This window comes from Roseivivax sp. CAU 1753, from assembly GCF_054482575.1.
The window spans coordinates 51,035-77,441 of sequence record NZ_JBTLRF010000003.1 but is presented as its reverse complement, the minus strand read 5'-3'; the positions used below and the strand labels follow the sequence as shown (position 1 = coordinate 77,441).

Here is a 26,407-nt window from a genome sequence, read left to right as displayed (position 1 = left end):
TTGATTCGGATGAACGAATCACCTGTCTTCGAATCAGCCCCCGATATGGAGCACTGAATGGCCGCCAAAGATAACGACGATGCCAAGCAGGTCAGCCCGGACGACGATGTCTCGTTCGACATGAGCCAGGCGGCGGTCAAGAAGATGATCGCAGAGGCGCGCGAACGTGGCTACATCACCTACGATCAGCTGAACGAGGTCCTGCCGCAGGACCAGGTCTCGTCCGACCAGATCGAGGACGTGATGTCGATGCTGTCCGAGATGGGCATCCAGGTCACCGAACACGACGAGGAAGCCGACGAGGAAGACGAGGCCAAGGGGTCGACCGACGTGGTCGATGCCTCGAAGAACCGCGACGTGGCGACCTCGACCGGTACTGCCGAAAAGCTGGACCGTACCGATGACCCGGTGCGGATGTACCTGCGCGAGATGGGCTCGGTCGAGCTGTTGTCGCGCGAGGGCGAGATCGCCATCGCCAAGCGGATCGAGGCCGGCCGCAACACCATGATCGCAGGGCTTTGCGAAAGCCCGCTGACATTCCAGGCGATCACCATCTGGCGCGAGGAACTGTTGTCCGAGGACATCCTGCTGCGCGACGTGATCGACCTCGAGACGACGTTCTCGGGGCAGATGGGCGACGAGCTTGACGGGGTGAGCGAGCCGGTGGTCGACACCGGTGCCGTGGCGGGGGCAGCACCCGCCGCCGCCAAGCCCGAGAAGAAGGATGAGCCCGAGCTGGATGCGGACGGCAATCCGATCAGCGACACTGACGACGACGAGGAAGACGACGAGCAGGCGAACATGTCGCTGGCCGCGATGGAAGCCGCGCTGAAGCCGCGCGTGCTCGAGACGCTGGGCCGCATCGCGCAGGACTACGAACAGCTTGCCGCGATGCAGGACAGCCGCATCTCGGCCACCCTGAACGAGGACGACTCGTTTAGCGCCCGGGACGAGACGACCTATCAGAAGCTGCGCTCCGAGATCGTCGAACTGGTCAACGAGCTCCACCTGCACAACAACCGCATCGAGGCGCTGATCGACCAGCTTTACGGCATCAACCGCCGGATCATGTCGATCGACAGCGCCATGGTGAAGCTGGCCGACCACGCCCGTATCAACCGGCGCGAGTTCGTCGACGAGTACCGTGGCTACGAGCTGGATCCGAACTGGCTCGAGCGGATGGCCCAGAAGTCCGGGCGCGGCTGGCAGACCTTCATCGAGAAGTCGACCGAGAAGGTCGAGGAGTTGCGGTCCGACATGGCGCAGGTCGGGCAGTATGTCGGCCTCGATATCTCGGAATTCCGCCGCATCGTGCAGCAGGTCCAGAAGGGCGAGAAGGAAGCCCGGCAGGCCAAGAAGGAAATGGTCGAGGCGAACCTGCGCCTGGTGATCTCCATTGCCAAGAAATACACCAATCGCGGGCTGCAGTTCCTCGACCTGATCCAGGAAGGCAACATCGGCCTGATGAAGGCCGTCGACAAGTTCGAGTATCGCCGGGGCTACAAGTTCTCGACCTATGCGACGTGGTGGATCCGGCAGGCGATCACCCGGTCCATCGCCGACCAGGCCCGCACAATCCGCATCCCGGTGCACATGATCGAGACGATCAACAAGCTGGTGCGCACCGGACGGCAGATGCTGCACGAGATCGGCCGCGAACCGACGCCCGAGGAGCTGGCCGAGAAGCTGCAGATGCCGCTCGAGAAGGTCCGCAAGGTGATGAAGATCGCCAAGGAGCCGATCAGCCTCGAGACTCCCATCGGCGACGAGGAAGACAGCCAGCTTGGCGATTTCATCGAGGACAAGAACGCGGTGCTGCCGCTCGAGGCGGCGATCCAGGACAACCTCAAGGAAACCACGACGCGGGTGCTGTCTTCGCTGACGCCGCGCGAAGAGCGGGTCCTGCGCATGCGGTTCGGCATCGGCATGAACACCGATCATACGCTTGAGGAGGTGGGTCAGCAGTTCAGCGTCACGCGCGAGCGGATCCGCCAGATCGAGGCCAAGGCATTGCGGAAGCTGAAGCATCCGAGCCGGTCCAGAAAGCTGCGCAGCTTTCTCGATCAGTAAGCGGCAAAGGCACCCCGAGGGGTGCCTTTTCAGTTTTCAGGAAGGGGCCAGCCCCTTTGGTGGCCTCGGGGAGGCCACCATCCCCGGCGTTTTGCGGGAAAGATGAAACGCAAGCGACGGGCGCGGCGACCTGCGGGCGTGGCGTGCCGGGGGCGCGCCGTGCAATCAAGCTTTGCGACGACGGCACCGATCGGGCGGGGCGTCTGCCGCGCCCGGCTGACCCCTGGGGGGCGGGTCCGATCAGTTGACCGGCATCACGAAGATTTCCTGCACGTTCGCCCGAGGATCGGCTCCCAGCGCGAACATCACCGACCGGGCGATATCTTCGGGTTGCAGCTTGTCCGGCTTGGCGTCGTCGAAAAACGGCGTGTCGACCATGCCGGGGGCCACCACGGTGCAGCGTCCGCCGAATTCGCGCATCTCTTCCGCGAGGTTTCCGCCATAGCCGTGCACGAACCACTTCGACGCCCCGTAGACCGATCCCTTGATGTGCACGCGCCCGGCGGCAGAGCCGGTCAGCACCAGGTGGCCCTTGCGGTCCTTCAGATACGGCATGGCGGCTTTCGCGGTCCAGAGCAGTCCAAGGATGTTGATCTGGACCAGTTTTTCCCATTCATCCGGTTCACCTGCTTCGGTGCCCGCCGCCGACAGCCCCGTGCCTGCGTTCGCGAAGGCCGCATCGACCGCGCCGAAGTGATCGCTCAGTGTCTTCAGCGCGTCTACCTGGGCCTGCATCGACGTTGCATCGCCGGGAAGCGCCAGGGCCGTGTCGCCAAGCTCTTGCGCCAGCGCGTTGATCTTGTTTTCCGAACGGGCGAACAGGCCGACGTTCCAGCCGTCCTCGACCGCTGCGCGGGCGGTTGCGGCACCGATGCCCGAAGATGCCCCGGTGATGAAGAGTGTCTTGCCAGCCATATCAGGCCCTTTCGCTTGTTCGTGGATGATCACCAACCGAACGCGTGGCGGGCCCGCTTGGTTGCAGGGCAATGTCGGTCCGAGTGCCGGTCGGGCGGAAACGACGCCGCCATCGGCGGCAGGGCCGGATCGGCGCGGGTGCGGTGGCGCGATAAATGCAAAGGCAGCTTTTCGAAAACGGAATGAACTTTTACCGTCGGGCGCCGTTGATTGGGCAAGCAAGGAAGGACACCACATGCGCCGTACGATTTTTACAGCAACCGCCCTGATCTTCGCATCCGCCTCGGCTTTTGCAGCAGGTGAGATGCTGTTGGAATCGTCGCAGGACTTCATCGACATCTCCGTCAGCGCCAATGAGTTGGCCGAGTGCCGGAAGACCCTGAAGCAGGTGGCCGGAATGCCCGCCGTTCACGACAACGGCACGCCGATCTTCTTCAATTGGGGCGCAAGCGACCTTCCGCAGGTGCGCTGCGTCGTCAATGACGCGTGATCCCTTGAGGAAAGGAACCGGCCCTCGCCGAGCATCCGATCTCCGCGCCTAGCCGGTTTGGGCGATGGGCTGGCGCGGAGCCTGCCCCCGACGCGCGCACCACGTGGTTTCCCTCCTGCGTGGTGCACGCGTCACGCATGATCTAGCGGCGGCATTTCCCCCCTACCCAAGGTATGCCCGAGCCCCTATAGTGGCTGTGGATAAGTGGGGGCGAACCCCATTTCTGAGCAGATCAGAGTAGGGGGACGGCCAATGCGCTGCCCGTTTTGCGGAAACGTAGACACCCAGGTGAAAGATTCCCGCCCGGCGGAAGATCACGTATCGATCCGTCGCCGCCGCTTTTGTCCGGCATGCGGCGGGCGATTTACCACTTATGAGCGCGTGCAGCTGCGTGACCTCGTCGTCATCAAGACCAATGGCCGCCGCGAGGACTTCGACCGGGACAAGCTTGAACGCTCGATCCGGATCGCGATGCAGAAGCGGCCCGTGGAGCCCGAGCGCATCGATCAGATGATTTCCGGCATCGTGCGCCGTCTGGAAAGCATGGGCGAGACGGATATCCCATCAAAGCAGATCGGCGAGATCGTGATGGAAGCGCTGGCACGGATCGACACCGTGGCCTTCGTGCGGTTCGCCAGCGTCTACAAGAACTTCCAGGAAGCCGACGATTTCGACAAGTTCGTCAGCGAGTTGCGCCCCGCCGTACAACCGGAAAAGTGACCGACGCCGATTATGCCCACATGGCTCATGCGCTGAGCTTGGGTCGCCGGACCATGGGCCAGACCTGGCCCAACCCGGCGGTGGGCTGCGTGATCGTGCGGGACGCGCGCGTTGTCGGGCGCGGATGGACACGACCCGGTGGACGCCCCCATGCGGAAACCGAAGCCCTGAGCCAGGCCAGTGCATCGGCGGCGGGTGCGACGGCCTATGTCACCCTGGAACCGTGCGCCCATACCGGCAAGACCCCGCCCTGTGCCCAGGCTTTGATCGATGCCCGCGTTGCCCGCGTCGTGGCCCCGTTTCCCGACAGTGACCCCCGGGTTTCGGGCCGGGGTTTCGCGATGCTGCGACAGGCGGGCATCGCTGTGACCACCGGCGTACTGGCCGCCGAGGCGGCGCGCGATCACGTGGGCTTTCTCACGCGGATCAAGACGGCACGACCGCATCTGACGCTCAAGCTCGCGTCGTCTTTCGATGGGCGGATCGCCACGGCGTCCGGGGAAAGCCAGTGGATCACCGGCCCCGAGGCGCGCGCCTATGTGCATGCCCTGCGGGCCCGGTCCGATGCGGTGATGGTCGGCGCGGGCACAGTGCGGGCGGATGATCCGGCGCTAACCGCGCGGGGCATGGGCGATATCCGCCAGCCGGTGCGCATCGTCGTGTCGCGGCTGATGGATCTGCCGCTGATGGGCAAGCTGGCGCGCAGCGCGCGGGAGGTGCCGGTCTGGATCTGCCACGGTCCCGATGTGCCTGTCGAGCTGCGCCGCGCATGGGAGGGGCTGGGGGCCGAACTGCTGCCGTGCCGACTTGCCGGGCGACAGCTGGACGCAACGTCGGTGCTTGCGGCGCTGGGGCAGGCGGGGCTGACGCGGGTTTTCTGCGAAGGCGGCGGGGCGTTGGCTGCGACGCTGATGGGGGCCGATCTGGTCGACGAGCTTGTCGGGTTCACGGCAGGGCTCGCGCTTGGCGCAGAAGGACGGCCCAATCTGGGCGCGCTCGGCATCAGTCGATTGGCGGACGCGCACCGCTTTCGGCTGCTCGAGACGCGTGCGGTGGGCGGTGATGTGCTGCATCGCTGGGAACGGGCGGAATAGGGCGGGCCACCCCGCGACTGGCAGGCGGCGGGCGCGCCGCCTCTAGCGCCAGAGATGCGCCCGGCTGGCCAGCAATCCCTGAAGTTTCGACAGCGTGCGATTGAGGCGTCCGGGCGAGGCGACCTGGTCCCGGGCCAGCCGTTCGGCCACCACCTCGACCGGGCAGGGGCGGCCCGTCACCGGGTCGCGGTAGCGCGGATAGGCGATCAGCGTTGCATGCACCAGGCCTTCCAGCGTCACCCCCATTGTGCCGCGACGGCGGGCGGGCACCCGGCCCAGGTCGCGCGTCAGCCCCCATCCGGCATAGAACGGCGTGCCCAGGACGGTGACCGCGCAACCGCGCAGCAGCGCCTCGAACCCGGTCAGCGAGGTCATCGTCCAGACCTCGTCGACGGCGGGCAACAGCGCGCCCATGGGCACTGCACCCAGCGTCACATCGGCCCATGTCTCGGGCGCGGGCACGACACCGGATCGCAGGCCCGCCATGACGTCCGGATGCGGCTTCCAGATCAGTTTGGCCGTCGGCATCTCGGCGCGGACCCGCGCCAGCAGGGCGGCGTTGGTGGCGACCTCGCCTGCGCCTTTCAGAATCGAGGCGTCGTCCTCGACCTGACCAGGCACAAGGATGCGACGCCCGTCGGGCAGGGGCGGCAGCGCACCGTCAAGGTTGTATTTCGACAACCCCTCGCGCGTCAGGAAAGCAATCAGGCGGCGGGCGCGGTCAAGCGCATCGTCGGGCAGGGTGGGGCTTTCGGCGATCAGCGCCTCGAGCCGCGATGGGCGCTGCGGGTCGTAATAGATACCAAGATCATCAAGCGCGAGGGACAGGGGCGGCACCAGTTCCGCGCCAAGGCCCCGCGACCGCAGGAACCCGTCCTCGACACGGATGGCGCTGTCGTCCGGGGTGGCCTTGCCCGCCCAGATCATGATGCGGCGGCCATCTTCTGCGGCGCGGGCGCGGGCCCTGTCGGCGTCGTCCTCGAAGACCATCCGCGTGGTGCCGCCAAAAAACCCCTGCAGGGATTGGCGTTTCCACAACCGCATGCCGCGCGCGACCCAGCCCTGCCGGTCCTCGCGCCAGGCGCGGGTCTCGGCCTCAAGCGTGTCCAGCACGCCTTCGATTTCGCAGCGCCGGTCGCGATAGGGATCGTACCAGACCGGATAGAGGATCATCGCCGCCGCGAACAGTTGCGCCCGCGTCAGCCTGCGCTGGCGGCGGTCCAGCGGGAAGGCGTCGTCGGTCAGGCCCCATCCGGCATAGAAGGGCTGGCCGAACAGGCGCGGCCTGTGGCCCGCGACGATCGCCTCGAAGCCCAGTTGCGACGACACTGTGTAGACCGCGACCGCCCCGTCGAGCAGCAGCCAGGGCGAGATCGGGGCATCGTGGAACGACACACCGGGGCCAAGATCGCCGTCCTGGAAATGCCCCGCGCGATACCCTGCCCGGGTCTCGGGGTGGGTCTTGATCAGGATATGCGCGCCGGGATGTTCCTCGCGCGCGTGATACAGCATCTCGAGAAAACGGTTGCGATCGCCGCCCGAGGCCCGGACAGAGGCGTCCTCGAAGGTCTGGTCGATGACCAGAACGTAGCCCGGCGGCGGCGCGTTCATGTCCGTGCGGGTGGCGGCGTATTTGGTCAGGTGTGATGCCATCATCCGCGCCATCGCGGCCTTGGCGCGGTTCAGCAGCGCGGCGTCATCCAGGGGATGTGTGGCCAGCAGTCGTTCGAGATCCGTAGCCTGCGCGGGGTCGAAATGCGCGCCCGCCGTGTCGATCAGCAGGCCCAACGGCGGCTCTCCTGCGCGCCCGGGATGCAGCGAGCGCAGGAAAGCGTCTTCGATCCGGACCACGGGCGCGCCCGAGCGCGCGGCCATCGCCTCGCCGCGATGGGCCAGCGGTGACATGCCCCAGACGCCGATCCGGTCGCCGGCGCGCGGCAGCCCTGTCGCCACCTCCCAGCCCGCCAGCGACAGGATGCGGGTGATGCGCCGGTCGAATCGCAACTTCCGGGTGTAGACGTGCAAACGCCGGGGCGGCGAGGCCCCGGCGTCGCGATCCGGCAGGTCGCCGGACATGAAGGTCAGATCCCGCCGGTGGCAAGCGTATCCACGGATGTCGCCAGATCGCCCAGTGCCGTGACCGATCCAAGCGACCCGGTCAACGCCGCGATGGTCTTGTCCCATTGCACGAAGGGCGCTTCGGTCACGTACAACGTGTCCTGGTCACGCACCACGAAATCGCGCGCCACGAACATGCCGTTGGGCTGCGTCAGGTCGAGCACGTAGACCATGCGCTGGGCCCCGATCAGGTCGGTGCGGCCAAGCACCTGGTTGGCAATCTCGGCAGGCTCGTTGCGGAAGATGAAAACGCCGGTCGGGTCGGACACGGTGGCCACCAGCCCGCCGACCGTGGCCAGCGCCTCGACCGCCGACAGGGTCTGCGTCTCGAAGGGCACGCGGGCCTGCGACCCGGTCGCGCCGAGCGCGGTGAAGGACCGTGTATCTTCCTGGATCAGGATCTTGTCGCCGCCGCGCAGGGCGATATCCATCTCGGGGTTCTCGTAGAGGTCCTGGAACCAGATCTTGCCGGTCTGCCCGCCGCGTTGCACGGTCACCTGCGCAATCTCCGGCGGCACCGATACGCCGCCCGCACGCGCCAGCATCGACGACAGCGTCCGCGTCGGGCGTTCGATGGCGAAGACACCCGAGGTGCCGCCCGCGCTGGTCACTGTCACGGTCGAGCCGTCGCCCGCGATGCGGCGCACCTGCACCTGCGGATCGGGGGTCTGGTCGGCCAGCCGTTCGGTGATGATCCGGCGGATGGCCTCGGGCGTGTTACCCGCCGCGCGCACCCGGCCCGCGTAGGGCACGAAGATGAAGCCGCTGCCATCGACCTGCACCTCTTCCAGCGCTGTGGCGTTGGCCCCTTCACCGGCCAGAAGACCGTCGTCGACGTTCTCCCAGATGGTCAGACCGAGGATGTCGCCCGGAGAGATGATGTCGGAGCCCAAAACGCCGGCGTTCTTGAATTGCTCGGAAAAGCCGAAGGACGGCACCAGTGCCGTCGCCCGCGTCACCCGGTCGTTCACCGCGATGATGAAGGCGTCGCCTTCGCGCTGCACCGATCCGGAATAGATTTCGTTTTTGCTGGGGCCCACACGGGGAAGGCCGCAAGACGCCAGAATGGTCGTCGCGGTCAAGAGGGCGACGCCCCGCGCCCACCGGGATTTAACGGCTGCCACTGCTCGGTCTCCTCGACCTGTTTTTCTGCCTCGGTCTTCTTTTTTTTAGACGCTAGCGAGAAAGCCGGGGAAAAGAAAGGGATGAGTGATTCGAGGCTCAGGTCACCGCGCGCAACTGTTGCCGCGGGGCCGCGGTGCCATGACGCAGCGCGTCATAGGGATCGTCGGGTGCCAGCATCATGTCGACCACCTGCCGCATCAGCTGGCGCCGCCCCCGCGCTGAGTAGAAGCCGCCCGGTAGCTGGCTGGTTTCCAGCAGGTAACGGCGATAATCCTTGTAGGCGCGATTGTCGGGCCGGGTCGGTTGCACGAAGAACTCGGGCAAGGGCTGGGTCGAGACGAACTCGGGCTTGGCATAGACCGCATCGCCGAAGACCTTGAGCGGAATGCCGCGCCACAGCACCTGCTGGGCGGCGGTCGAGTTCACCGTCACCGCAGAGCGCGCATCGTTGAGCAGTTTCGCCAGCTTGCCGCCGCGCACGTAATGCACCCGGTCGGAAATGCCGTGCGCGCGGGCCAGATCGCGGATCGTGCGGCGCACCGGCACGCGCCCATCCTCGAGCGGGTGGGCCTTGAAGACCAGATGGTGATGGCCGGGCGCGCCACTGGCAAACCCGTCGATCACCAGCTTGAGGAAATCGGGCATGGTGTCGAACGGGGAATGCTGCTGGAAGCTTGAATCATGTTCGAGCTGCAAGAGCGCCAGATGATAGGGAAAGCCGCCAAGGCGGATGCGCGCGGTCTCGAGGATGCGTTCGAGCGCGGAGAACGGCATCAGCAGAAGACGCCGCAGATACAGCGTGAATTCCTTGGTCACCGGCAGCGACCGGTGCGGTTTGAAATTGCGGTAGTCGCCGTTCCGGAACATCACGAACCAGTGATAGAGCGCGCCGTAGAAGATGTGCTGGCGCATGTCGCCCCAATGCGCGGGCGGCAGAGGGGCCTCCATGTCGGACAGTTCCAGCGCCGCCTGCATCTCGGCCACCGACATGGTCATCAGTTTCGAGTGCCCGTTCGAGCCGCCGCGCTCGTAGGTGACCCAGTAAGGACGCATGTAGCCTTCCTCGAAGACATGCACGGTCAACCCCAGTGCGCGGGCTTCCTCGACCGCTTCGGCGTGGATCCGGCGCACGTCGCCGTAAAGCACGATATCGGTCACGCCCTTGTCGGCCACGATGCCGCGGAAGGTGCCGCGCCAGTCGTCGATCTTGCCACGGAAGGGCAGGTAGGTCTTTGGGTGGAACCAGAACGCGCGGTCGCCGGCATTGAAACCGACCCGCCAGACCTGTGCCCCGGTCTTGCGCAGCATCTTGCCCAGGCGGTTGAAGAACGGACCATGCGGGCCTTGCAGGAACAGGAAGACCCGTTGCTCTCCGGTTGCGTTGAACATGGCGGCGGATTATTCCCAAATGCGGATTGGACAATATCTAACGTGCGAAGCGGGCAAAATTAAGGCTTTGTTGTCGCCCGGGAAACGCGTCTGACCGGCAGCGACCGCCAGAGGCACTTGAGACAGGACAAAACCCATGTTCACCGGATTGATCACCGATGTCGGCGAAGTGCGCGACCTGGAACAGCGCGGCGACCTGCGCGCCCGGATCGGCACCGGCTACGACACCCAGAGCATCGAAATCGGGGCCTCGATCGCCTGCGACGGTGTCTGCCTGACGGCGATTTCCGTAGGCGCCGACTGGTTCGACGTCGAGATCAGCGCCGAGTCGGTGTCGAAGACCAATATCGGGGGCTGGACGACGGGGGCCCGGGTCAACCTCGAACGCGCGCTTCGGGTGGGCGACGAGCTGGGCGGGCATATCGTGTCCGGCCATGTGGACGGCGTGGCCGAAGTGGTCCGGATGGACGAGGACGGCGACAGCACGCGGATCACCTTCCGCGCCCCCGGGCATCTTGCCAGGTTCATCGCGCCCAAGGGGTCGGTGGCGCTGAACGGCACGTCGCTGACGGTCAACGATGTGGACGGCGCGGATTTCTGGGTGAATGTCATCCCCCACACCAAGGCGGTCACGACCTGGGGCGCGACCCGGGTGGGCGACCGCGTCAACCTCGAGATCGACACGCTGGCGCGTTACGTGGCGCGTCTGGCCGAAGCCTCCTGACGCAGGCGCGCGCGCCGTCTGGCCATGATCGCGTGGGCGGCGAAGCCCGCAATGTAGCAGCACGTCAGCGCGAGGATCGCCGGGCCCGCGCCACCCCAGGCAAACAGCAGCAACAGCACCGGCGTACCGGTCAGGTTGCCGAGATTGCCCATCTGCGCGATTGCACCGTTGGCCATGGCGCGATCCTTCGGGGCGGGCACCAGTTCGGGCACCGCCGCGAAGCCCGCCGCCTGGACCAGGCCGAGACAGAGAAACAGCACGATCACCACATGCGCCGCACCGCCGCTGGCCAGGATGCCGAGCGTGGCCAGGGCGGCCATGGCGAAGCCCGCCAGCGAAATCTGCACCGCCGTGAAGCGGGTCAGCAGAACGACGCCCAAGGTCAGCGATGTCAGGATCGATGCCAGCGGCAGGATCAGGGGCAGCCAGCCGGGCGGATCGGGTGAAATCTGCGGCAAGAGCGTCAGGATCGACACGAAGGTGAAGGTGTAGAACAGCCAGCCCCAACCGGGGGCCGACAGATTGGGGTCGCGGTACAGGTCCAGATGCTGACGCAGGATGCCGCTTTGCCGGACCACGGGCAGGACGGGGGCGGGGCGCGGCAGGATCGGCCAGAGCAGCAGCGCCATGACGCCGACATAGGCCGCATGCCCCCAGAGCAACCCTTGCAGCCCGTAGGCCAGAATCACTGCCGGTCCGAACCAGGCAAGGGCGGCGAAGGCAACGCTGAAAAACGTGCTCCAGAGCGTCATGGCGAAGGGGCGCAGTCGGTCGGTCGCGGTCTCGGCGATCAGGGTCGGGGCGGCAACCACGAGAACCAGATGCGAGAGTCCCTCGACGGTGCGCGCGGCAAGGAACAGCGGCAAGGGGGGTAGCAGGGCCTGGACGGCGGACATTGCGGCCCCGAGCAGCAGCCCGCCGATCATCGCACGCTTTGGGCCGATCCGCGCCACGAACCGCCCCGCCGACAGCCCGAAGACCAGCCCCAGCAGGCTCAGCAGCGATACTGCGAAGCCCAGGGCCGCGCCCGCGTTGGTGTAGGTCGCGGCCAGCGCGTCGAAGCCTGCGGCAAGCTTGGCGTATTGCGCCGCCGCGCCAAGACCCGCGGCCCAGATGGCAAGGATCACGATAAGGGGTGGCATGAACGAACTCCGTCGCGTCGCAGCCGGTGATGGCAGAGAGGGCGGGCGAAGAAAAGCCAACTTGGGCGATGCCGGGCGGCACAAAATTAGCTAATTTTGTGCCGTCGCGGATACGGGGTATGTGCAAGTAGCGGTCGGGCGGGGCCGAGGGGCACAAAATTCTTGAATTTTGTGGAGGGGTCAGTGCGCCATGCGAAAGCCGAGGATCAGTTGGCGCAGACCCAGGGCTGCCCCGGCGAAGATCGACACGAAGGTGACCGGAGCACTTAACGCCAGCACCGAGAACGCGGTTATACCCTGGCCCACGGTGCAGCCCATCGCGATGACCGCGCCCGCGCCCATGATGGCCGCGCCGATGATCTGGCGGCGCAACTCGCGCGGGTCCTCGCAGGCCTCCCAGCGGAAATGCGCCCGCCGGAGCGAGCCCAGCAACGCGCCGAACCACACTCCCGCCACGGAGCCCACCGCAAAGGTGACCGGCATGCCGCTGGCGGACATGAACCACAGGATCGTCTCGCCCAATGGTCCCGCGAAGGAATGCGATACCACCGGCGTCGCGCCGAATTCCGCCTCTGCGACCCAGCTTGTCCCGACCCAGGCCCCGACGATGGCAACACCCACCGCGCAGGCCCAGCCAAGCTCTTGCGGGTGGCTCCGCAGGACAGGGCTGGCCAGGGCCGCCAGTAGTAGCAGCGCCCCCAGTGCCAGGCCGATGGCGGTGACCGGCAAGCCGGTCAGCCGCGCGCCCCAGTCGGCCAGACCGGGCGGCGTCCCGCTGACCGGAAGTTGTGGAAACATCGCGATGCGGAGGGGGGCCAGCGGCCCGGCGAGAACCACATAGGTCGCGATGCCCATCACCAGGACGATCACGAAGCTGCGCAGATCGCCGCCCCCCAGCCGCGCGATGGCGCCGTAGCCACAATTGCCCGCCAGCGCCATGCCATAGCCGAACAGCCCGCCACCCACGATCGAGGCGAGCGGGTTCCAGGCCTCTTGCAGGTAGGCGCTTTGCCCTCGGGCGACGAGACCCAGTTCGGCCAGCCCGAAGGTGCCCAGAACCGAAAAGCCGATGGCAACGCCCCACATTCTGAGCCGCAGCGTCGAGCCGCCGTAGAGCGTGTCCTCAATGGCCCCCAGCGTGCAGAACCGTCCCAAGCGCGCGGCAAGCCCCAGAAGGGTGCCGGTGACAAGGCCGATCAGGGCGACGCCCCAGTGCGGGCCGAGTATCTCAAGCATGTCCAAACCCTCAGCGCTCTATCGGGCGATCGCCCGATGCGCGCGTAACAGCATGCGCGCATGGCGCGGGTCAGGCAAGCGGGTGTGCAAAGGCCGACCGGGGCAGTGCTGGCGGGTGTCGTGGCGGATGCTGTAGCGGATGATGACGGGGATCAGCTGTCGTCGCTGCAAAACAGATCGTAAACGCATTCCAGCATCTTGCGCGGCTTGTCATCGGCCAGGCTGTAATAGATCGCCTTGCCCTCGCGGCGGGGCACCACCAGACCCTCGAGCCTGAGCCGCGACAACTGTTGGCTGACGGCGGCTTGCCGGGCGGTCAGCAACTCTTCCAGTTCGGTCACGGTCTTTTCGCCCGAGACCAGGTGGCACAGGATCATCAGCCGACCCTCGTGGCTGATCGCCTTCAGGAACGACGCGGCAATCGTGGCGTTGCCGACCATCTGGTCAAGCTCGGCCTCGTCCATGTTGGCTGAAAGAACGGGCAGGCTCATTGGCTGGACTCCGTTTTGGTCGGGCTGAAATCGGTGTGCCGGGTCAGCATCTCGCTGAGCACCGGCCAGAAGAAGTGCTCGCCCGGATACCCTTCGAGGCGCGCGACCTCGGCGCCCTCCTCCACAAGGATGAAGGTCGGGGTGAAATTCACACGCCGGTCATAGACCACACCGTCGGGCGCGCCATCGCGAAGCTGCGCACGCTGCAGCGGGGCAAAGCTGCCCTCTTCGGTCTTGGGATACATCGGTGCAATCTCGTCGTCCCAAGCCGCGCAATAGGCGCAGCCGGGTTGTTCCACCATGATCAGGCGAACGTCGGCGAGGGCTGGCGCGGCAAGGCAGACGAGCGCGCCGAGCAGTGCTGTTATCCGGGTCACGTTAAACACCGATTGACCTTTCTGATACATACTATTTAATCTGAATATGTGAATTGAACAAGAGTTTAGGCATAGCATGTTCGACATCACCTATCTTGGCGCGCTGTTTGCAGGGTTGTTAAGCTTTTTTACACCCTGCATCCTGCCGATGGTGCCATTTTATCTTTGCTATATGGCAGGGATGTCGATGACAGAGCTGCGGGCCGACCAGGGCATCGCCCCTGGTGCACAACGTCGGCTCTTTTTCCAGTCCCTTCTGTTCGCGCTCGGGGTGACCACGATCTTCGTGCTGCTCGGGCTGGGGGCGACGGCGCTGGGCCGGGCCTTCGCCGACTGGAAAGAACCGCTGAGCTATGTCGCCGCCGCGATCCTCGCGGTGTTCGGCCTGCATTTTCTGGGCGTGATCCGGGTGCCGTTCCTCTATCGCGAGGCGCGTGTCGAGTCCTCGGTCGAGCCGACGACAATGGTCGGCGCCTACGTGATGGGGCTGGCCTTCGGCTTTGGCTGGACGCCGTGCGTCGGGCCCGCGCTGGCCTCGATCCTGATGATCGCGAGCGGCATGGGCGACCTCGCGCGCGGTGGCTTTCTGCTGTTCGCCTACGGGCTGGGCATGACGGCGCCGTTCATCCTCGCGGCCGCCTTCTCGGGTCCGTTCCTGCAGTGGACCGCGCGCAACCGCAAATACCTTGGATATGCCGAGAAGGTGATGGGCGCGATGCTTCTCATCTTTGCTATTCTGATCGCGACGGGCACGGTAAACTGGATCGCCAACATGATGCTGACGTGGTTCCCTGGCTTCGCCTCGTTGGGCTGAGACTTATCAAGACGGAGATTCTGACATGAAACACTGGATACTGGCGGCGGCTGCGGCGGTTTCGCTGGCATTCCCTGCAACCGCGGCGGAACTTGGCGATGACGGTCTGCACAAGACGGTGTGGATGCGCGACACTTTCAAGGACCTGCGCGAGGACCTCGAAGAGGCCAATTCCGAAGGCAAGCGCCTGCTCTTGATGGTCGAACAGCGGGGCTGCATCTATTGCACCAAGATGCACGCAGAGGTCTATCCGCAGCCCGTGCTCAACGATTACATCACCGAGAATTACTTTGTCGTGCAGATCAACCTGCACGGCGATACCGAGATCATCGATACCGATGGCGAGGTGCTGACCGAGAAAGAGGCCGTCGGCAAGTGGCGGGTGCTTTTCACACCGACGCTGGTGTTCCTGCCCGAAGAGGTGGCCGAGGATCAAAGCGCGGTGGAGGCGGCGGTTGCGGTGATGCCCGGGGCGTTCTCTCTCGGGACCACCCTGGACATGTTCACCTGGGTCGAGGAGAAGCGCTACGAACTCGACGGTGACGAGGATTTCCAGCGCTACCATGCCCGGATGATTCGAGAGCGCGGCGACGGAAAGACGGACTGAAACGTCGGAACTTGCTCATTTATTCGCAATTGTGAATTTGTTCTTGCCCGCGCGATGCGCAAGCGTCTAGGGTGTGCGAAAGTCGACAAGGGCCGACAAGGCCCGACAGCCAAAGCTCAGGGAGGGATCATGAGGCTTGTAGCAATTACGGCGGCCATAATCGTCGCGGGCGGTGCATACGCCGAAGGTGTCGCACCGACAGAAGTGTCTTACGGCGAATACGGCGCGGTCGACGTGTCGCTCTCCGGGGCGTCGGGCGATCCCGCTGCGGGCGCGAAGGTCCTGAGCGAGCGATCGCTGGGCAATTGCGTCGCCTGTCACCAGGTATCGGCCCTGGCCGATGTGCCCTTCCAGGGTGAGGTCGGCCCGAGCCTTGATGGCGCCGGCAGCCGCTGGGAAGAGGCGGATCTGCGCGGCATCGTGGCCGATGCAAAGCAGACCTTTCCCGACAGCGTGATGCCGTCCTTCTACAAGACCACGGGCTATATCCGCCCGGGTGACGCCTATACCGGCAAAGCGGGCGTGGAGCCTCTGCCGCCGCTTCTGTCGGCGCAGGAAATCGAAGATGTCGTGGCCTTTCTGATGACGCTCAAGGACGAGTGACAGGTGGCCCGGCCCCGAATGACCAAGGAGACCAAGATGACCTTTACCAGACGTGAGACCCTGGCCATCGGTGCGGGCGCGGCAATTGCCGCCCTTCTGCCGGTGCAGGGCTTTGCAGAATCCCATGCCGACATGGAAGCGCTCATCGCCGAGTTCACCGGCGGTGCGGACACTGCCGAAGGTGGCGTGACGCTGAACGCGCCCGAGATTGCCGAAAACGGCAATACCGTGCCGATCGAGGTTTCGGCCCCCGGCGCGTCGGCGATCGTCGTTTACGCGGCAGGCAACCCGACCCCGCCCGTGGCGACTTTCCGGTTCGGCCCCATGGCCGCATCGCAGACCGCCTCGACCCGCATTCGTCTTGCCAAGACGCAGGATGTCGTAGCCGTGGCCCAGCTGGCCGACGGCACGTTCGCCCGCACCTCGGCCAACGTCAAAGTGACCATCGGCGGCTGCGGCGGCTGATCGGACATCAGGAGACATAAAACATGGCAGATAACGTCAAACCCCGCGTCAAGGTGCCCTCGAAGGCATCGGCTGGCGACGAGATCACGATCAAGACCCTGATCTCTCACCCGATGGAATCGGGTCAGCGCAAGGACGGTGACGGCAACATCATTCCGCGCTCGATCATCAACCGCTTCACCTGTGACTTCAACGGTGAGAACGTGATCGACGTGACGCTCGAGCCCGCCATTTCGACCAACCCCTATGTCGAGTTCACGGCAAAGGTCCCCGAAAGCGGCGAGTTCAAGTTCACCTGGTACGACGACGACGGCTCCATCTACGAGGAATCGAAGTCGGTCGCTGTCGGCTGAGTTCAAAAGATCGTCACGCGCCCCGCGGCAGGTCCTCGGGGCGCGTCAAGACGGCAGCACAGGGAGGGAACCACCTATGAAGACGCTTACACTGACCGCGATCGTTGCTTTGGCCACCGCGGGTGCGGCACTGGCCGACGAAGACGCGAACCTTACCGTGAATGGCGAGATCGAGATGGTCGTGCGCACCGATGCGCCCGCCCATGTCGAGAACCTCGACACGATCTATTCCGGCTGGGTCTTCCGCTCGACCGAGACGCAGGCTTTCCAGTTGGACGATTTCGACAATCCGGGCATGATCTTCGTCGATCAGGCGATGGAAGTGTGGAACACCGAGGAAGGCGAGGCGGGCAAGTCCTGCGCATCCTGCCACGACGATCCCGCCGAAAGCATGAAGGGCGTCCGCGCGGTTTACCCCAAGTGGAACGAGGCCGCGGGCGAAGTCCGCACGCTGGCGATGCAGATCAACGCCTGCCGCGAAGAGAACCTGCAGGCCGAGCCCTACAAGTATGACGGCGCCGAGATGGGCGCGATGGAGGCCATGATCTCGGTCCAGTCGCGCGGCATGCCGGTCGACGTGGCCATCGACGGCCCGGTCGCCGACACCTGGGCTGCGGGCAAGGACCTGTATTACACCCGTTTCGGTCAGCTCGAACTGTCCTGCGCCAATTGTCACGAACAGAACTACGGCAACTACATCCGCGCGGATCACCTGAGCCAGGGCCAGATCAACGGCTTTCCGGTCTACCGCCTGAAAAACACCAAGCTCAACACCGCGCATAACCGCTTCAAGGGATGCGTACGCGATACCCGCGCCGAGACGTTCAGCCCCGGCAGCCCCGAGTTCGTGGCGCTTGAGCTTTATGTCGCATCGCGCGGCAATGGTCTGTCGGTCGAGGCACCGTCGGTCCGCAACTGATCGCAAGAACGCGCCCCTCCTGATCTTGTCAGGCGGGGCGTTTTGCGGTCTGACGTATTCAAACATGCGAATTTGTGACGCAGTGAAACCCAAAATAGAATGAGGCCCCGACCATGATCTCCCGTCGCGACTTTCTGCAAGCCTCCATGGCAGCCTCCGCCATCATCGGCGGATCGGGCTTCGGCAACTGGTCCCGTCTCGCGGCGCAGCAGGCGCTGAGCCAGGACCAGCTTTTGCAATTCGACACCTTCGGGAATGTCTCGCTGATCCACATGACGGACATCCACGCGCAGCTCATGCCGGTCTATTTCCGCGAGCCCAGCGTGAATATCGGCGTTGGCGGCAACAAGGGCGAGGTGCCGCATGTCACCGGTGCCGATTTCCGCCGTCTCTACGGGATCGAGGACGGATCGCCGTCGCATTACGCGCTGTCCTCGGGCGATTTTGCGTCGCTGGCGCAGGCTTACGGGCGCATGGGCGGCCTCGACCGGATCGCGACTGTGGTCAAGTCGATCCGCGCCGCGCGTCCCGATGCGCTGCTGCTGGATGGCGGCGATACCTGGCACGGGTCCTACATGTGCCACAAGACGCAAGGCCAGGACGTGGTCGATGCGATGAACCTGCTCAAGCCCGATGCGATGACCTTCCACTGGGAATTCACGCTGGGTTCGGAACGGGTGCACGAAATTCTCGACGGTCTGCCCTTCGATGCCCTGGGGCAGAACATTTTCGACGCCGAGTGGGACGAACCCGCCGAGCGTTTCGCGCCCTACAAGTTCTACGAGACCGGCGGCGTCAAGGTGGCGGTGATCGGCCAGGCCTTCCCCTATATGCCGATCGCCAATCCCGGCTGGATGTTCCCGGAATATTCGTTTGGCATTCGCGACGAGCGGATGCAGGAAATGGTCGACGAGGTGCGCGGGCAGGGTGCCGAACTGGTGGTCTGCCTGTCGCATAACGGCTTTGACGTCGACAAGAAGATGGCCAGCGTCGTGTCCGGCATCGACGTGATCCTGTCGGGCCACACCCATGACGCGCTGCCCGAACCTGTGCTGGTGGGCGACACGATCATCGTCGCCACCGGTTCGAACGGCAAGTTTGTCAGCCGCGTTGATCTCGATGTGCGCGACGGGCAGATGATGGGCTTCCGGCACAAGCTGATCCCGATCTTCTCGGACGTCATCGACTCCGACGCAGAAATGGCCGCGCAGATCGCGTCGTCGCGCGCGCCGCACCTGGCAGACATGGAAGAGGTCGTGGGCCAGGTCGGCGACGGCACGCTCTACCGGCGCGGCAATTTCAACGGCACTTGGGACGATGTGATCTGCGATGCGCTGCTGACCCAGCGCGATGCCCAGATCGCGCTGTCGCCCGGCGTGCGCTGGGGCCCGTCGCTGATCCCGGGTCAACAGATCACGCGCGAGGATGTCTTCGGCGTCACCTCGATGACCTACCCCGAGGCCTATCGCACGGAAATGACCGGCGAATTCCTCAAGGTGGTGCTCGAGGACGTGGCCGACAACATCTTCAATCCGGACCCGTTCTACCAGCAGGGCGGCGACATGGTCCGCACCGGGGGGCTGGGTTACCGGATCGACGTGACCAAGCCGCAGGGCGAACGCATCTCGAACATGACCCTGCTGGCCACCGGCGAGGCGGTCGATCCCGGAACCAGTTACACCGTGGCAGGTTGGGCCTCGGTCAACGAAGGTACCGAAGGTCCCGCGATCTGGGACGTGCTCGAGGCGCATATCCGCGACCTGGGCACCGTCGAGGCGCGCGAAAACACATCCGTCGAGGTGGTCGGGGTCTGACCCCCACCGCCCGACGGGCAGATTGCTTCGCCACTGCATTCCCAATGGCGAATTGGATGATCCGAGAGGAGGTCGAGACATGACAGAGACAACCAAGGGCGCGCCCTCCCGCCGCGCCTTTCTCAAGGGCAGCGTGGCGCTTGGCGGTGCCGTTGCCGGCGCAGGGGTGGCCCAGGCTGCGGGCGGACCCGATCCGCTGATCACCGAAATCCAAGGCTTCGCCCAGGGTCTGGGCGAAGGCGTCGACGAGACACCCTACGGCCTGCCGATCCGTTTCGAGGACGATGTCATTCGCCGCAACGTCGAATGGCTGACCGCCGATACGATCTCGTCGATCAACTTCACGCCAATTCACGCGCTTGACGGCACCATCACGCCGCAGGGCTGCGCCTTCGAGCGGCACCATTCCGGTGCCATCGAGATGTCGAAGGGCGAATACCGCCTGATGATCAACGGGTTGGTCGACAAGCCTCTGGTGTTCACCTACGAGGATCTCGAACGGTTCCCGCGTGAAAACCACGTCTATTTCTGCGAATGCGCCGCCAATACCGGCATGGAATGGGCCGGTGCGCAGCTTAACGGCGCGCAGTTCACCCACGGCATGATCCACAACATGGAATATACCGGCGTGCCCCTGCGCACCCTGCTGCAAGAGGCCGGGCTGTCGGGCGATCTCGACGGCAAATGGGTCTTCGTGGAGGGCCATGACGCGTCGTCCAACGGCCGCTCGATCCCGTTGGAGAAGGCGCTCGATGACGTGCTGGTGGCCTTCAAGGCCAATGGCGAGGCGCTGCGGATGGAGCACGGCTACCCCGTGCGCCTCGTGGTGCCCGGCTGGGAGGGCAACCTCTGGGTCAAGTGGCTGCGCCGCATCGAAGTGACCGACGCCGCGGTTGAAAGCCGCGAGGAGACGTCGAAATACACCGATACGCTGGCCGACGGCACCAGCCGCAAATGGACATGGGTGATGGATGCGAAGTCGATCATCACCTCGCCCAGCCCGCAGATGCCGATCACCCACGGGCCCGGCCCGATGGTGATCTCGGGGCTGGCCTGGTCCGGGCACGGTGCCATCACCCGCGTCGATGTCTCCAAGGATGGCGGCAAAACGTGGGAAACCGCGCGCCTGGCCAAGCCCGGTGAGAAGATGGCGCTGACACGCTTCTACCTCGACACCGAATGGGACGGCGAGGAAATGCTGCTTCAGGCCCGCGCCATGGACGAGACCGGCTACGTGCAGCCCACCAAGACGCAGCTGCGCGAAGTGCGCGGCGAGAATTCCATCTATCACAACAATTGCATCCAGACCTGGCATGTGAAGACAACCGGGGAGGCAGAAAATGTCGAAGTCTCTTAATTTGTTCGCCGGGGCGATCGGCGGGGCTGCGGTCACGCTGCTCGGCGCCTATAATTTCGCCGACCGCTTCGTGACCGAGGCACCGGCGCCCAAGCCGCGCCTGGCCGCCGCGGAACCGGCGCCCTCGACGCCGCCGGCCACGGCGAAGGAGAGCGTCGCGGGCACGGGCTTGGTCGCCGCCGCCCATGCCGACGAGGCCGCGGATACCGCGGGCGGCTTCGGTCTAGGCCGCGAAGCGCTGCCCGAAGAAATCTCCGCTTGGGACGTCAACGTCATGCCCGACGGCACCGGTCTGCCGGTGGGCTCGGGTTCGGTCGCGGATGGCGAGATGCTGTTTTCCGACAATTGCGCCGCCTGTCACGGCGAATTTGCCGAAGGTGTCGGCAACTGGCCGGAACTGGCCGGGGGCGAGGGCACGCTGGCCGACAAGGACCCGGTCAAGACCGTCGGCTCCTACTGGCCATATCTTTCGACGGCCTGGGACTATGTCCACCGCTCGATGCCCTTTGGCAATGCGCAAAGCCTGACCGCCGACGAGACCTATGCCATCGTCGCCTACATTCTCTATTCGAACTTCATCGTCGAGGACGACTTCGTGCTCTCGAACGAGAATTTCCTCGAGGTCGAGATGCCCAACGCGGATGGCTTCATCGTCGATGACCGCGCCGAGGTGGAATACCCGATGTGGCGCGAAGAGCCCTGCATGTCCGATTGCAAGGATACGGTCGAGATCACCATGCGCGCCACGGTGCTTGACGTCACACCCGATGAGGGGGGCGACGACGAGGCGGCCCTGGACACCGACGCGGACGCGCCAATGGTCGAGACCGCAGCCGAGGAACCGGCGGAGGAAGCGGTGGAAACGGCTTCCCTCGACCCTGAACTGGTGGCCACCGGTGAAAAGGTGTTCCGCAAATGCTCGGCCTGCCACAAGGTCGGCGACGGCGCCAAGAACGCGGTTGGCCCGCAGCTGAACGGAATCGTCGGGCGTGCGGTCGGCGGCATCGACGGCTTCAAGTATTCGGGCGTCATGGCCGATCACGGCGGCGTCTGGGACGAGGCGCTGCTGGCGGATTTCCTTGCCGATCCCCGCGCCACCATGAAAGGCACACGGATGGCCTTCGCCGGTCTGCGCAAGGACGACGAGATCGCGGCGGTGATCGCCTATCTGAAATCCTCCGCTGCCGAGTAATCGGGTGCGATGGGTCGCCCTTGTCGCGGCCCTTGCCTGGGCATCACCATCCGGTGCCCGGGCGGACGAAGGCGCGCGCCCCCTGGGCGATGCCGAAGCCGGGGCCGAGGTGTTCCGCCAATGCCAGGCCTGCCACCAGATCGGTCCGGGCGCGCAGAACCGCATCGGCCCGCATCTGAACGGCGTCTTCGGGCGGCGCGCGGGCGGGCTTGAGAATTTTGCCTATTCCGAAGGCATAATCCGGGCCGGGATCGATGGCACAACGTGGGACATCCCGCATCTCGACGCCTATATCGAGAATCCGCGCGCCCTGGTTTCAAAGACCCGGATGGCCTTCGGGGGGATCAAGGACCCCGAGGATCGCGCCAATCTGTTGGCCTTCCTGCGCCAGTATTCCGACAATCCCGCCGACATTCCAGAGGCCGCGCCCACCGCCCTGCGTGCCGAGGTCGAGGTGCCCGCAGAGGTCCTGTCGATCGAGGGCGATACCGCTTACGGGGAATACCTCGCGTCGGAATGCCTGACCTGTCACCAGGCCGACGGCGACAACCAGGGCATCCCCGCGATCACCGGCTGGCCCACGCCGGATTTCGTCGTGGCGATGCATGCCTACCGCCAGAAGGTGCGGCCGCACCCGGTGATGCAAATGATGGCGGGGCGGCTTTCGGACGAAGAGATCGCGGCGCTGGCCGCTTATTTTGGCGGTCTCTGACGCCAGCCCAGTATTCAAGAAGGAGAGCCGGACATGCATCTCGACAGAAGAACCTTCCTCGGAACGGGGGCCGCCGCCCTTGGTCTCGGCGCGCCGATGCTGCGCGCGCAGGGCACACCGCGCGTCGTTGTGGTCGGCGGCGGCGCGGGCGGGGCGACCGCCGCGCGCCAGATCGCCAAGGACAGCGCCGGGGCCATCGACGTCACCCTGATCGAGCCGACGCGGACCTATTACACCTGCTTCTTTTCGAACCTCTATATCGGAGGCTTCCGTGACATGCGGACGCTCGCTCACGACTATGGCAGGCTGGCGTCTGATTACGGCATCAACGTGGTGCATGACTGGGCGACCGGCGTGGATCGCGATGCGAAAACCGTCGCGCTGGCAGGTGGCGGATCGGTGCCCTATGATCGGCTGATCCTGTCGCCGGGGATCGACTTCGTCGATGGCGCGGTGCCCGGCTGGGACGTGACGGCGCAGACCCGCATGCCGCACGCCTACAAGGCGGGCACGCAGACCGCTTTGCTGAAATCCCAGATCGAGGCGATGCCCCAGGGCGGCACCTTCGTCATGGTCGCGCCGCCCAATCCGTTCCGCTGCCCGCCCGGCCCCTATGAGCGGGTCTCGATGGTGGCGCATGTGCTGAAAAACACGAACCCCTCCGCCAAGATCATCATCGCCGACCCGAAGGCCAGCTTTTCGAAACAGGCCCTGTTCGAGGAGGGCTGGCAGAAGCACTACACCGGCATGATCGAGCGGCTTGGCCCGGATTTCGGCGGCCAGAACGTCTCGGTCGATCCCGGCGCAATGCGCGTCGATGTGGACGGCGAGGCGATCCAGGCCGACGTGGTCAACGTCATCCCGGCGCAGAAGGCGGGGCGGATCTGCGACGCTGCCGGCCTGACCGAAGGCAACTGGGCCCCGGTGGTGCCCGCGACGATGCAAAGCCGGATGGACGAGAACATCCTTGTTCTGGGCGACGCGGCGCATCAGGGCGACATGCCGAAATCGGGATTTTCGGCCAACAGTCAGGCCAAGGTTGCGGCGATGGCCGTGCGCGCCGCACTGACCGGATCGCGGGCCTTCCCGGCGCGCTTCTCGAACACCTGCTGGTCGCTGATCGGCACCGATGACGGCGTCAAGGTGGGGGCCACCTACGAGGCGACGGAGGAAAAGATCGCCAAGGTCGACGGCTTCGTCAGCCAGACCGGAGAGGCCGCGGACCTGCGCGCGGCCACCTACGAGGAAAGTCTCGGCTGGTATGCCGCGATCACCTCGGACATGTTCGGCTGAAAACCCGCCCTCCGGCCACTTTCCGATCCGGCCACGTTCCGCTCGTCTCACGATCGGACCGGAAATACTCTCGGGGGGTCCGGGGGGCAGACAGCCCCCCGGCGGGTCGGCGCGGGCTTGTCCCGCGTCGACCCGATCGCGTCAAGGCGATCTCACTGATACCGTCCGGCCTCGGGCCGGGGCGAACATGGAACGGGGGCGCGCATGGCGCAGGACCATACAGGAAACCATCACCATCACGGTCATCACCATCACGTCGATCCCGCGGCGGGCGACGGCAGACTTGCGCTGGCGATCGGCGTCAACATGATCCTGACCGTCGCGCAGATTGTCGGCGGCATCCTGTCGGGGTCCCTGGCGATGATCGCCGATGCGATCCACAATTTCTCGGATGCCATCGCGCTGGTAATCGCCTGGGCCGCCCGGAAGATCGCGCGCAGGCCCGCCGATGCCGCCATGACCTTCGGCTATGGCCGCGCCGAGATCATCGCGGCGCTGATCAACTACACCACGCTGATCGTGATCGGGCTTTACCTGCTGTTCGAGGCGGCGATGCGCTTTGCCCAGCCGGAACCGGTAGCGGGTTGGCTGGTGGTCATCATCGCGGGCGTGGCGCTGGCCGTCGATCTGGCCACCGCCGCGCTGACCTGGGCGATGTCGAAGGACAGCGTCAATATCCGCGCCGCCTTCCTGCACAATCTGGCCGATGCGATGGGGTCGGTCGGTGTGATCTTCGCGGGTACGCTGATCCTGCTCTATGGCTGGACCTGGGTCGACCCGGCGGTCACGGTGCTGATCGCGGGCTATATTCTGTGGATGTCGTTTTCCGAGATTCGCGGCGTGATCCGGGTCCTGATGTTGGCGGCCCCGCCCGACATGGCGTCGGGCGCCGTGCTCGAAGCGGCGCGGGCGGTTCCGGGCGTCGCCGGGGTGCATCACGCGCATCTGTGGCAGATGGACGAGGCCCGCGTGGCGTTGCAGGCGCATGTTGTCGTGGCCGAGGGGGAATGGCACCGCGCCGATGCGGTGAAGTCCGCCGTCAAGCATCACCTCGCAGAGCGGTTCGGGATCGGGCACACGACGCTTGAGATGGAATGCGCACGCCATGCCTGCGACGGCGCGCCGGATTACGGCGACGCCGCCCCGGCCGAGTAGGCGCGGCGGGCCGGGTGCCGGGGTTCAGGCGGTACGAAGCCCGCGTATCTCGCCCAGAAGGGCCGGGATCTTGTCCTTGAACTTGAAGAAGCCCGCGGTGGCATGGGGCCAGGCACGCGCATCGCAAGGGCGCAGGAGCCGCAGCACCGGCACCCCGTCGAGGTGGCGGATCAAGTCCGCCACGGGCCCCACCGGCGGATAGGAGGTGACGACCTGTTCGGCTCCGGTCCGGTGGGCCCATGCCGCGATTGCGTCCGCGTCCGACAGCCCCTCGGTGACATCGCCAAGGCGATCCTTGTGCCGCCCGAGGCAATCGGCCATCGCGGCGCGCTTGAAGGCCCCCACATGCGCGGCGGGTTCCAGGATGCTGAGCTTGTGCGTCACATCCAGGGTGGCGGTCGCCACCGGGGCTGGCCCGCGAACCAGAAGCCATCCGGGCGAGAGGTCATCTTCGTGCAGCAGAAACGCGGTCCGCTTCGACGGATCGATGCTGTCGGCCAGGGGCGCGTCACCGGGCGCCGGGTTTTCCCGCCCCGCCACCGGATTGGCGCTGTCGGACAGTTGCGCGGACGGATCGAACCGACCTTCGGTGTATTTGCGGATATTGTCGGCCCGCGCGAGGTAGGTCTTGCCGGGGGTTTGCAGGCCCGCGACCCAGCGCCAGCCCAGCGTGTTCGACGCCGGATCGCCATCGTACAGGTGCCGCAGGAAGAAGTCCGCGCCAAGTGCCCAGGGCAGCTTCAGCGTGAAACACCAGATCGAGGCGAACCACATGCGCGCGTGGTTGTGCAGATACCCGGTCGCGGCCAGCTCGTGCGCCCAGGCATCGAAACACGCGATCCCGGTGTCGCCCTTGCAGGCATCCTCCCAGGCGCGGCGCAGGCCCGACTGGGTCTGGACCTGATCCCAGGCCGCGCGCAGCTCGGCGCGGTACGCGTCCCAGACCGATGGGCGCATTTCGAGCCAGCCCTTGAAATAGGTCCGCCAGAACACTTCCTGGATGAACTTTTCGGCGGCGCTGGGGCTGTGCTCGGACAGAACGCGGGTCAGAACCTCTTCCTCGGTCAGCACTCGGTGCCGCAGATAGGCCGACAACATCGAGACGTTGTCATGCGCGCCGGGGCCCAGATCGTAGTTGCGCCGCGTCGCGTAGGCCTGGCCGGCCAACGGTGCGAAGGCGTCGAGCCGTGCAAGGGCCGCTGCGCGATTCGGCGGGAAGGTGTCGGGCACAG

Annotated in this window: 26 protein-coding genes; 17 read left to right on the top strand and 9 right to left on the bottom strand. The window is 65.5% G+C overall.

What is annotated here, in order from left to right:
- Positions 1-57 precede the first annotated feature (57 nt).
- On the top strand, positions 58-2,070 hold the full coding sequence (rpoD, locus tag ACXYMN_RS07790; RefSeq protein ID WP_459012983.1) for an RNA polymerase sigma factor RpoD: 2,013 nt from the start codon (positions 58-60) through the stop codon (positions 2,068-2,070).
- Between the two features lie 240 nt (positions 2,071-2,310).
- On the opposite strand, the gene ACXYMN_RS07785 is transcribed toward rpoD, so the two are convergent.
- Entirely contained in the window at positions 2,311-2,985 is a 675-nt protein-coding gene (locus tag ACXYMN_RS07785) for an SDR family oxidoreductase (protein WP_459012982.1), read from the bottom strand.
- A 235-nt stretch (positions 2,986-3,220) separates the two neighbouring features.
- On the opposite strand from ACXYMN_RS07785, the gene ACXYMN_RS07780 reads away from it, so the two are divergent.
- The 3 genes from ACXYMN_RS07780 (at position 3,221) to ribD (ending at position 5,289) form a co-directional block, all read left to right on the top strand.
- Positions 3,221-3,475, top strand: a complete 255-nt coding sequence (locus ACXYMN_RS07780; protein ID WP_459012981.1) for a hypothetical protein — start codon at positions 3,221-3,223, stop codon at positions 3,473-3,475.
- Between the two features lie 252 nt (positions 3,476-3,727).
- Positions 3,728-4,195, top strand: coding sequence for a transcriptional regulator NrdR (nrdR, locus tag ACXYMN_RS07775; protein ID WP_459012980.1), 468 nt, complete (start codon positions 3,728-3,730; stop codon positions 4,193-4,195).
- 20 nt (positions 4,196-4,215) lie between these two features.
- Entirely contained in the window at positions 4,216-5,289 is a 1,074-nt protein-coding gene (ribD, locus tag ACXYMN_RS07770) for a bifunctional diaminohydroxyphosphoribosylaminopyrimidine deaminase/5-amino-6-(5-phosphoribosylamino)uracil reductase RibD (protein WP_459013392.1), read from the top strand.
- 42 nt (positions 5,290-5,331) lie between these two features.
- Here ribD and ACXYMN_RS07765 read toward each other — a convergent pair whose 3' ends face one another.
- From ACXYMN_RS07765 to ACXYMN_RS07755, 3 genes are all read right to left on the bottom strand, one after another.
- Entirely contained in the window at positions 5,332-7,365 is a 2,034-nt protein-coding gene (locus ACXYMN_RS07765) for a capsular polysaccharide biosynthesis protein (protein ID WP_459012979.1), read from the bottom strand.
- 5 nt (positions 7,366-7,370) lie between these two features.
- Positions 7,371-8,531, bottom strand: a complete 1,161-nt coding sequence (locus tag ACXYMN_RS07760) for a polysaccharide biosynthesis/export family protein (RefSeq protein ID WP_459012978.1) — start codon at positions 8,529-8,531, stop codon at positions 7,371-7,373.
- 97 nt (positions 8,532-8,628) lie between these two features.
- Positions 8,629-9,921, bottom strand: a complete 1,293-nt coding sequence (locus ACXYMN_RS07755) for a capsule biosynthesis protein (protein WP_459012977.1) — start codon at positions 9,919-9,921, stop codon at positions 8,629-8,631.
- A 136-nt stretch (positions 9,922-10,057) separates the two neighbouring features.
- Between ACXYMN_RS07755 and ACXYMN_RS07750 the strand changes: the two genes are divergently transcribed.
- Positions 10,058-10,645: a riboflavin synthase gene (locus tag ACXYMN_RS07750; RefSeq protein WP_459012976.1), complete on the top strand. Its 588-nt coding sequence runs from the start codon at positions 10,058-10,060 to the stop codon at positions 10,643-10,645.
- Here the strand turns inward: ACXYMN_RS07750 and ACXYMN_RS07745 are convergent.
- From ACXYMN_RS07745 to ACXYMN_RS07730, 4 genes are all read right to left on the bottom strand, one after another.
- Positions 10,615-11,787, bottom strand: a complete 1,173-nt coding sequence (locus ACXYMN_RS07745; protein WP_459012975.1) for an MFS transporter — start codon at positions 11,785-11,787, stop codon at positions 10,615-10,617. The genes ACXYMN_RS07750 and ACXYMN_RS07745 overlap by 31 nt on opposite strands.
- A gap of 180 nt (positions 11,788-11,967) precedes the next feature.
- Positions 11,968-13,023 (bottom strand): YeeE/YedE family protein, encoded by a 1,056-nt coding sequence (locus tag ACXYMN_RS07740; RefSeq protein ID WP_459012974.1) that lies wholly within the window; start codon positions 13,021-13,023, stop codon positions 11,968-11,970.
- A gap of 152 nt (positions 13,024-13,175) precedes the next feature.
- The gene (locus tag ACXYMN_RS07735; RefSeq protein WP_459012973.1) at positions 13,176-13,514 is read right to left on the bottom strand and encodes an ArsR/SmtB family transcription factor; all 339 of its coding nucleotides are present in this window, start codon (positions 13,512-13,514) and stop codon (positions 13,176-13,178) included.
- Positions 13,511-13,921, bottom strand: coding sequence for a thioredoxin family protein (locus ACXYMN_RS07730; protein ID WP_459012972.1), 411 nt, complete (start codon positions 13,919-13,921; stop codon positions 13,511-13,513). Before ACXYMN_RS07730 ends, ACXYMN_RS07735 begins: the two co-directional genes overlap by 4 nt.
- A 46-nt stretch (positions 13,922-13,967) precedes the next feature.
- Here ACXYMN_RS07730 and ACXYMN_RS07725 point away from each other — a divergent pair, with 46 nt between their 5' ends.
- The 12 genes from ACXYMN_RS07725 (at position 13,968) to ACXYMN_RS07670 (ending at position 25,175) form a co-directional block, all read left to right on the top strand.
- Entirely contained in the window at positions 13,968-14,705 is a 738-nt protein-coding gene (locus tag ACXYMN_RS07725; protein WP_459012971.1) for a cytochrome c biogenesis CcdA family protein, read from the top strand.
- Positions 14,706-14,730: 25 nt separating this feature from the next.
- Positions 14,731-15,312 carry a thioredoxin family protein gene (locus tag ACXYMN_RS07720; protein WP_459012970.1) on the top strand — a complete coding sequence of 194 codons (582 nt, stop codon included), beginning with the start codon at positions 14,731-14,733 and terminating at the stop codon, positions 15,310-15,312.
- 129 nt (positions 15,313-15,441) lie between these two features.
- The gene (gene soxX, locus ACXYMN_RS07715; RefSeq protein ID WP_459012969.1) at positions 15,442-15,915 is read left to right on the top strand and encodes a sulfur oxidation c-type cytochrome SoxX; all 474 of its coding nucleotides are present in this window, start codon (positions 15,442-15,444) and stop codon (positions 15,913-15,915) included.
- 36 nt (positions 15,916-15,951) lie between these two features.
- Complete coding sequence (gene soxY / locus ACXYMN_RS07710; protein WP_459012968.1) at positions 15,952-16,380, top strand: thiosulfate oxidation carrier protein SoxY; 429 nt, start codon at positions 15,952-15,954, stop codon at positions 16,378-16,380.
- Between the two features lie 23 nt (positions 16,381-16,403).
- The gene (soxZ, locus tag ACXYMN_RS07705) at positions 16,404-16,733 is read left to right on the top strand and encodes a thiosulfate oxidation carrier complex protein SoxZ (RefSeq protein ID WP_459012967.1); all 330 of its coding nucleotides are present in this window, start codon (positions 16,404-16,406) and stop codon (positions 16,731-16,733) included.
- A 76-nt stretch (positions 16,734-16,809) separates the two neighbouring features.
- Positions 16,810-17,652: a sulfur oxidation c-type cytochrome SoxA gene (soxA, locus tag ACXYMN_RS07700; RefSeq protein ID WP_459012966.1), complete on the top strand. Its 843-nt coding sequence runs from the start codon at positions 16,810-16,812 to the stop codon at positions 17,650-17,652.
- Between the two features lie 113 nt (positions 17,653-17,765).
- Positions 17,766-19,466, top strand: a complete 1,701-nt coding sequence (gene soxB, locus ACXYMN_RS07695; RefSeq protein ID WP_459012964.1) for a thiosulfohydrolase SoxB — start codon at positions 17,766-17,768, stop codon at positions 19,464-19,466.
- A gap of 79 nt (positions 19,467-19,545) precedes the next feature.
- On the top strand, positions 19,546-20,823 hold the full coding sequence (soxC, locus tag ACXYMN_RS07690; protein ID WP_459012963.1) for a sulfite dehydrogenase: 1,278 nt from the start codon (positions 19,546-19,548) through the stop codon (positions 20,821-20,823).
- Positions 20,807-22,015, top strand: coding sequence for a c-type cytochrome (locus ACXYMN_RS07685; RefSeq protein ID WP_459012962.1), 1,209 nt, complete (start codon positions 20,807-20,809; stop codon positions 22,013-22,015). Before soxC ends, ACXYMN_RS07685 begins: the two co-directional genes overlap by 17 nt.
- Positions 22,016-22,019: 4 nt before the next feature.
- Positions 22,020-22,727 (top strand): c-type cytochrome, encoded by a 708-nt coding sequence (locus ACXYMN_RS07680; protein ID WP_459012960.1) that lies wholly within the window; start codon positions 22,020-22,022, stop codon positions 22,725-22,727.
- Between the two features lie 33 nt (positions 22,728-22,760).
- A complete protein-coding gene (locus tag ACXYMN_RS07675; RefSeq protein ID WP_459012959.1) occupies positions 22,761-24,020 on the top strand; it encodes an FCSD flavin-binding domain-containing protein in 1,260 nt (419 codons plus the stop codon).
- A 204-nt stretch (positions 24,021-24,224) separates the two neighbouring features.
- A complete protein-coding gene (locus ACXYMN_RS07670) occupies positions 24,225-25,175 on the top strand; it encodes a cation diffusion facilitator family transporter (RefSeq protein ID WP_459012957.1) in 951 nt (316 codons plus the stop codon).
- Positions 25,176-25,199: 24 nt separating this feature from the next.
- On the opposite strand, the gene ACXYMN_RS07665 is transcribed toward ACXYMN_RS07670, so the two are convergent.
- Positions 25,200-26,405 carry an FAD-binding domain-containing protein gene (locus ACXYMN_RS07665; protein WP_459012956.1) on the bottom strand — a complete coding sequence of 402 codons (1,206 nt, stop codon included), beginning with the start codon at positions 26,403-26,405 and terminating at the stop codon, positions 25,200-25,202.
- Positions 26,406-26,407 lie beyond the last annotated feature (2 nt).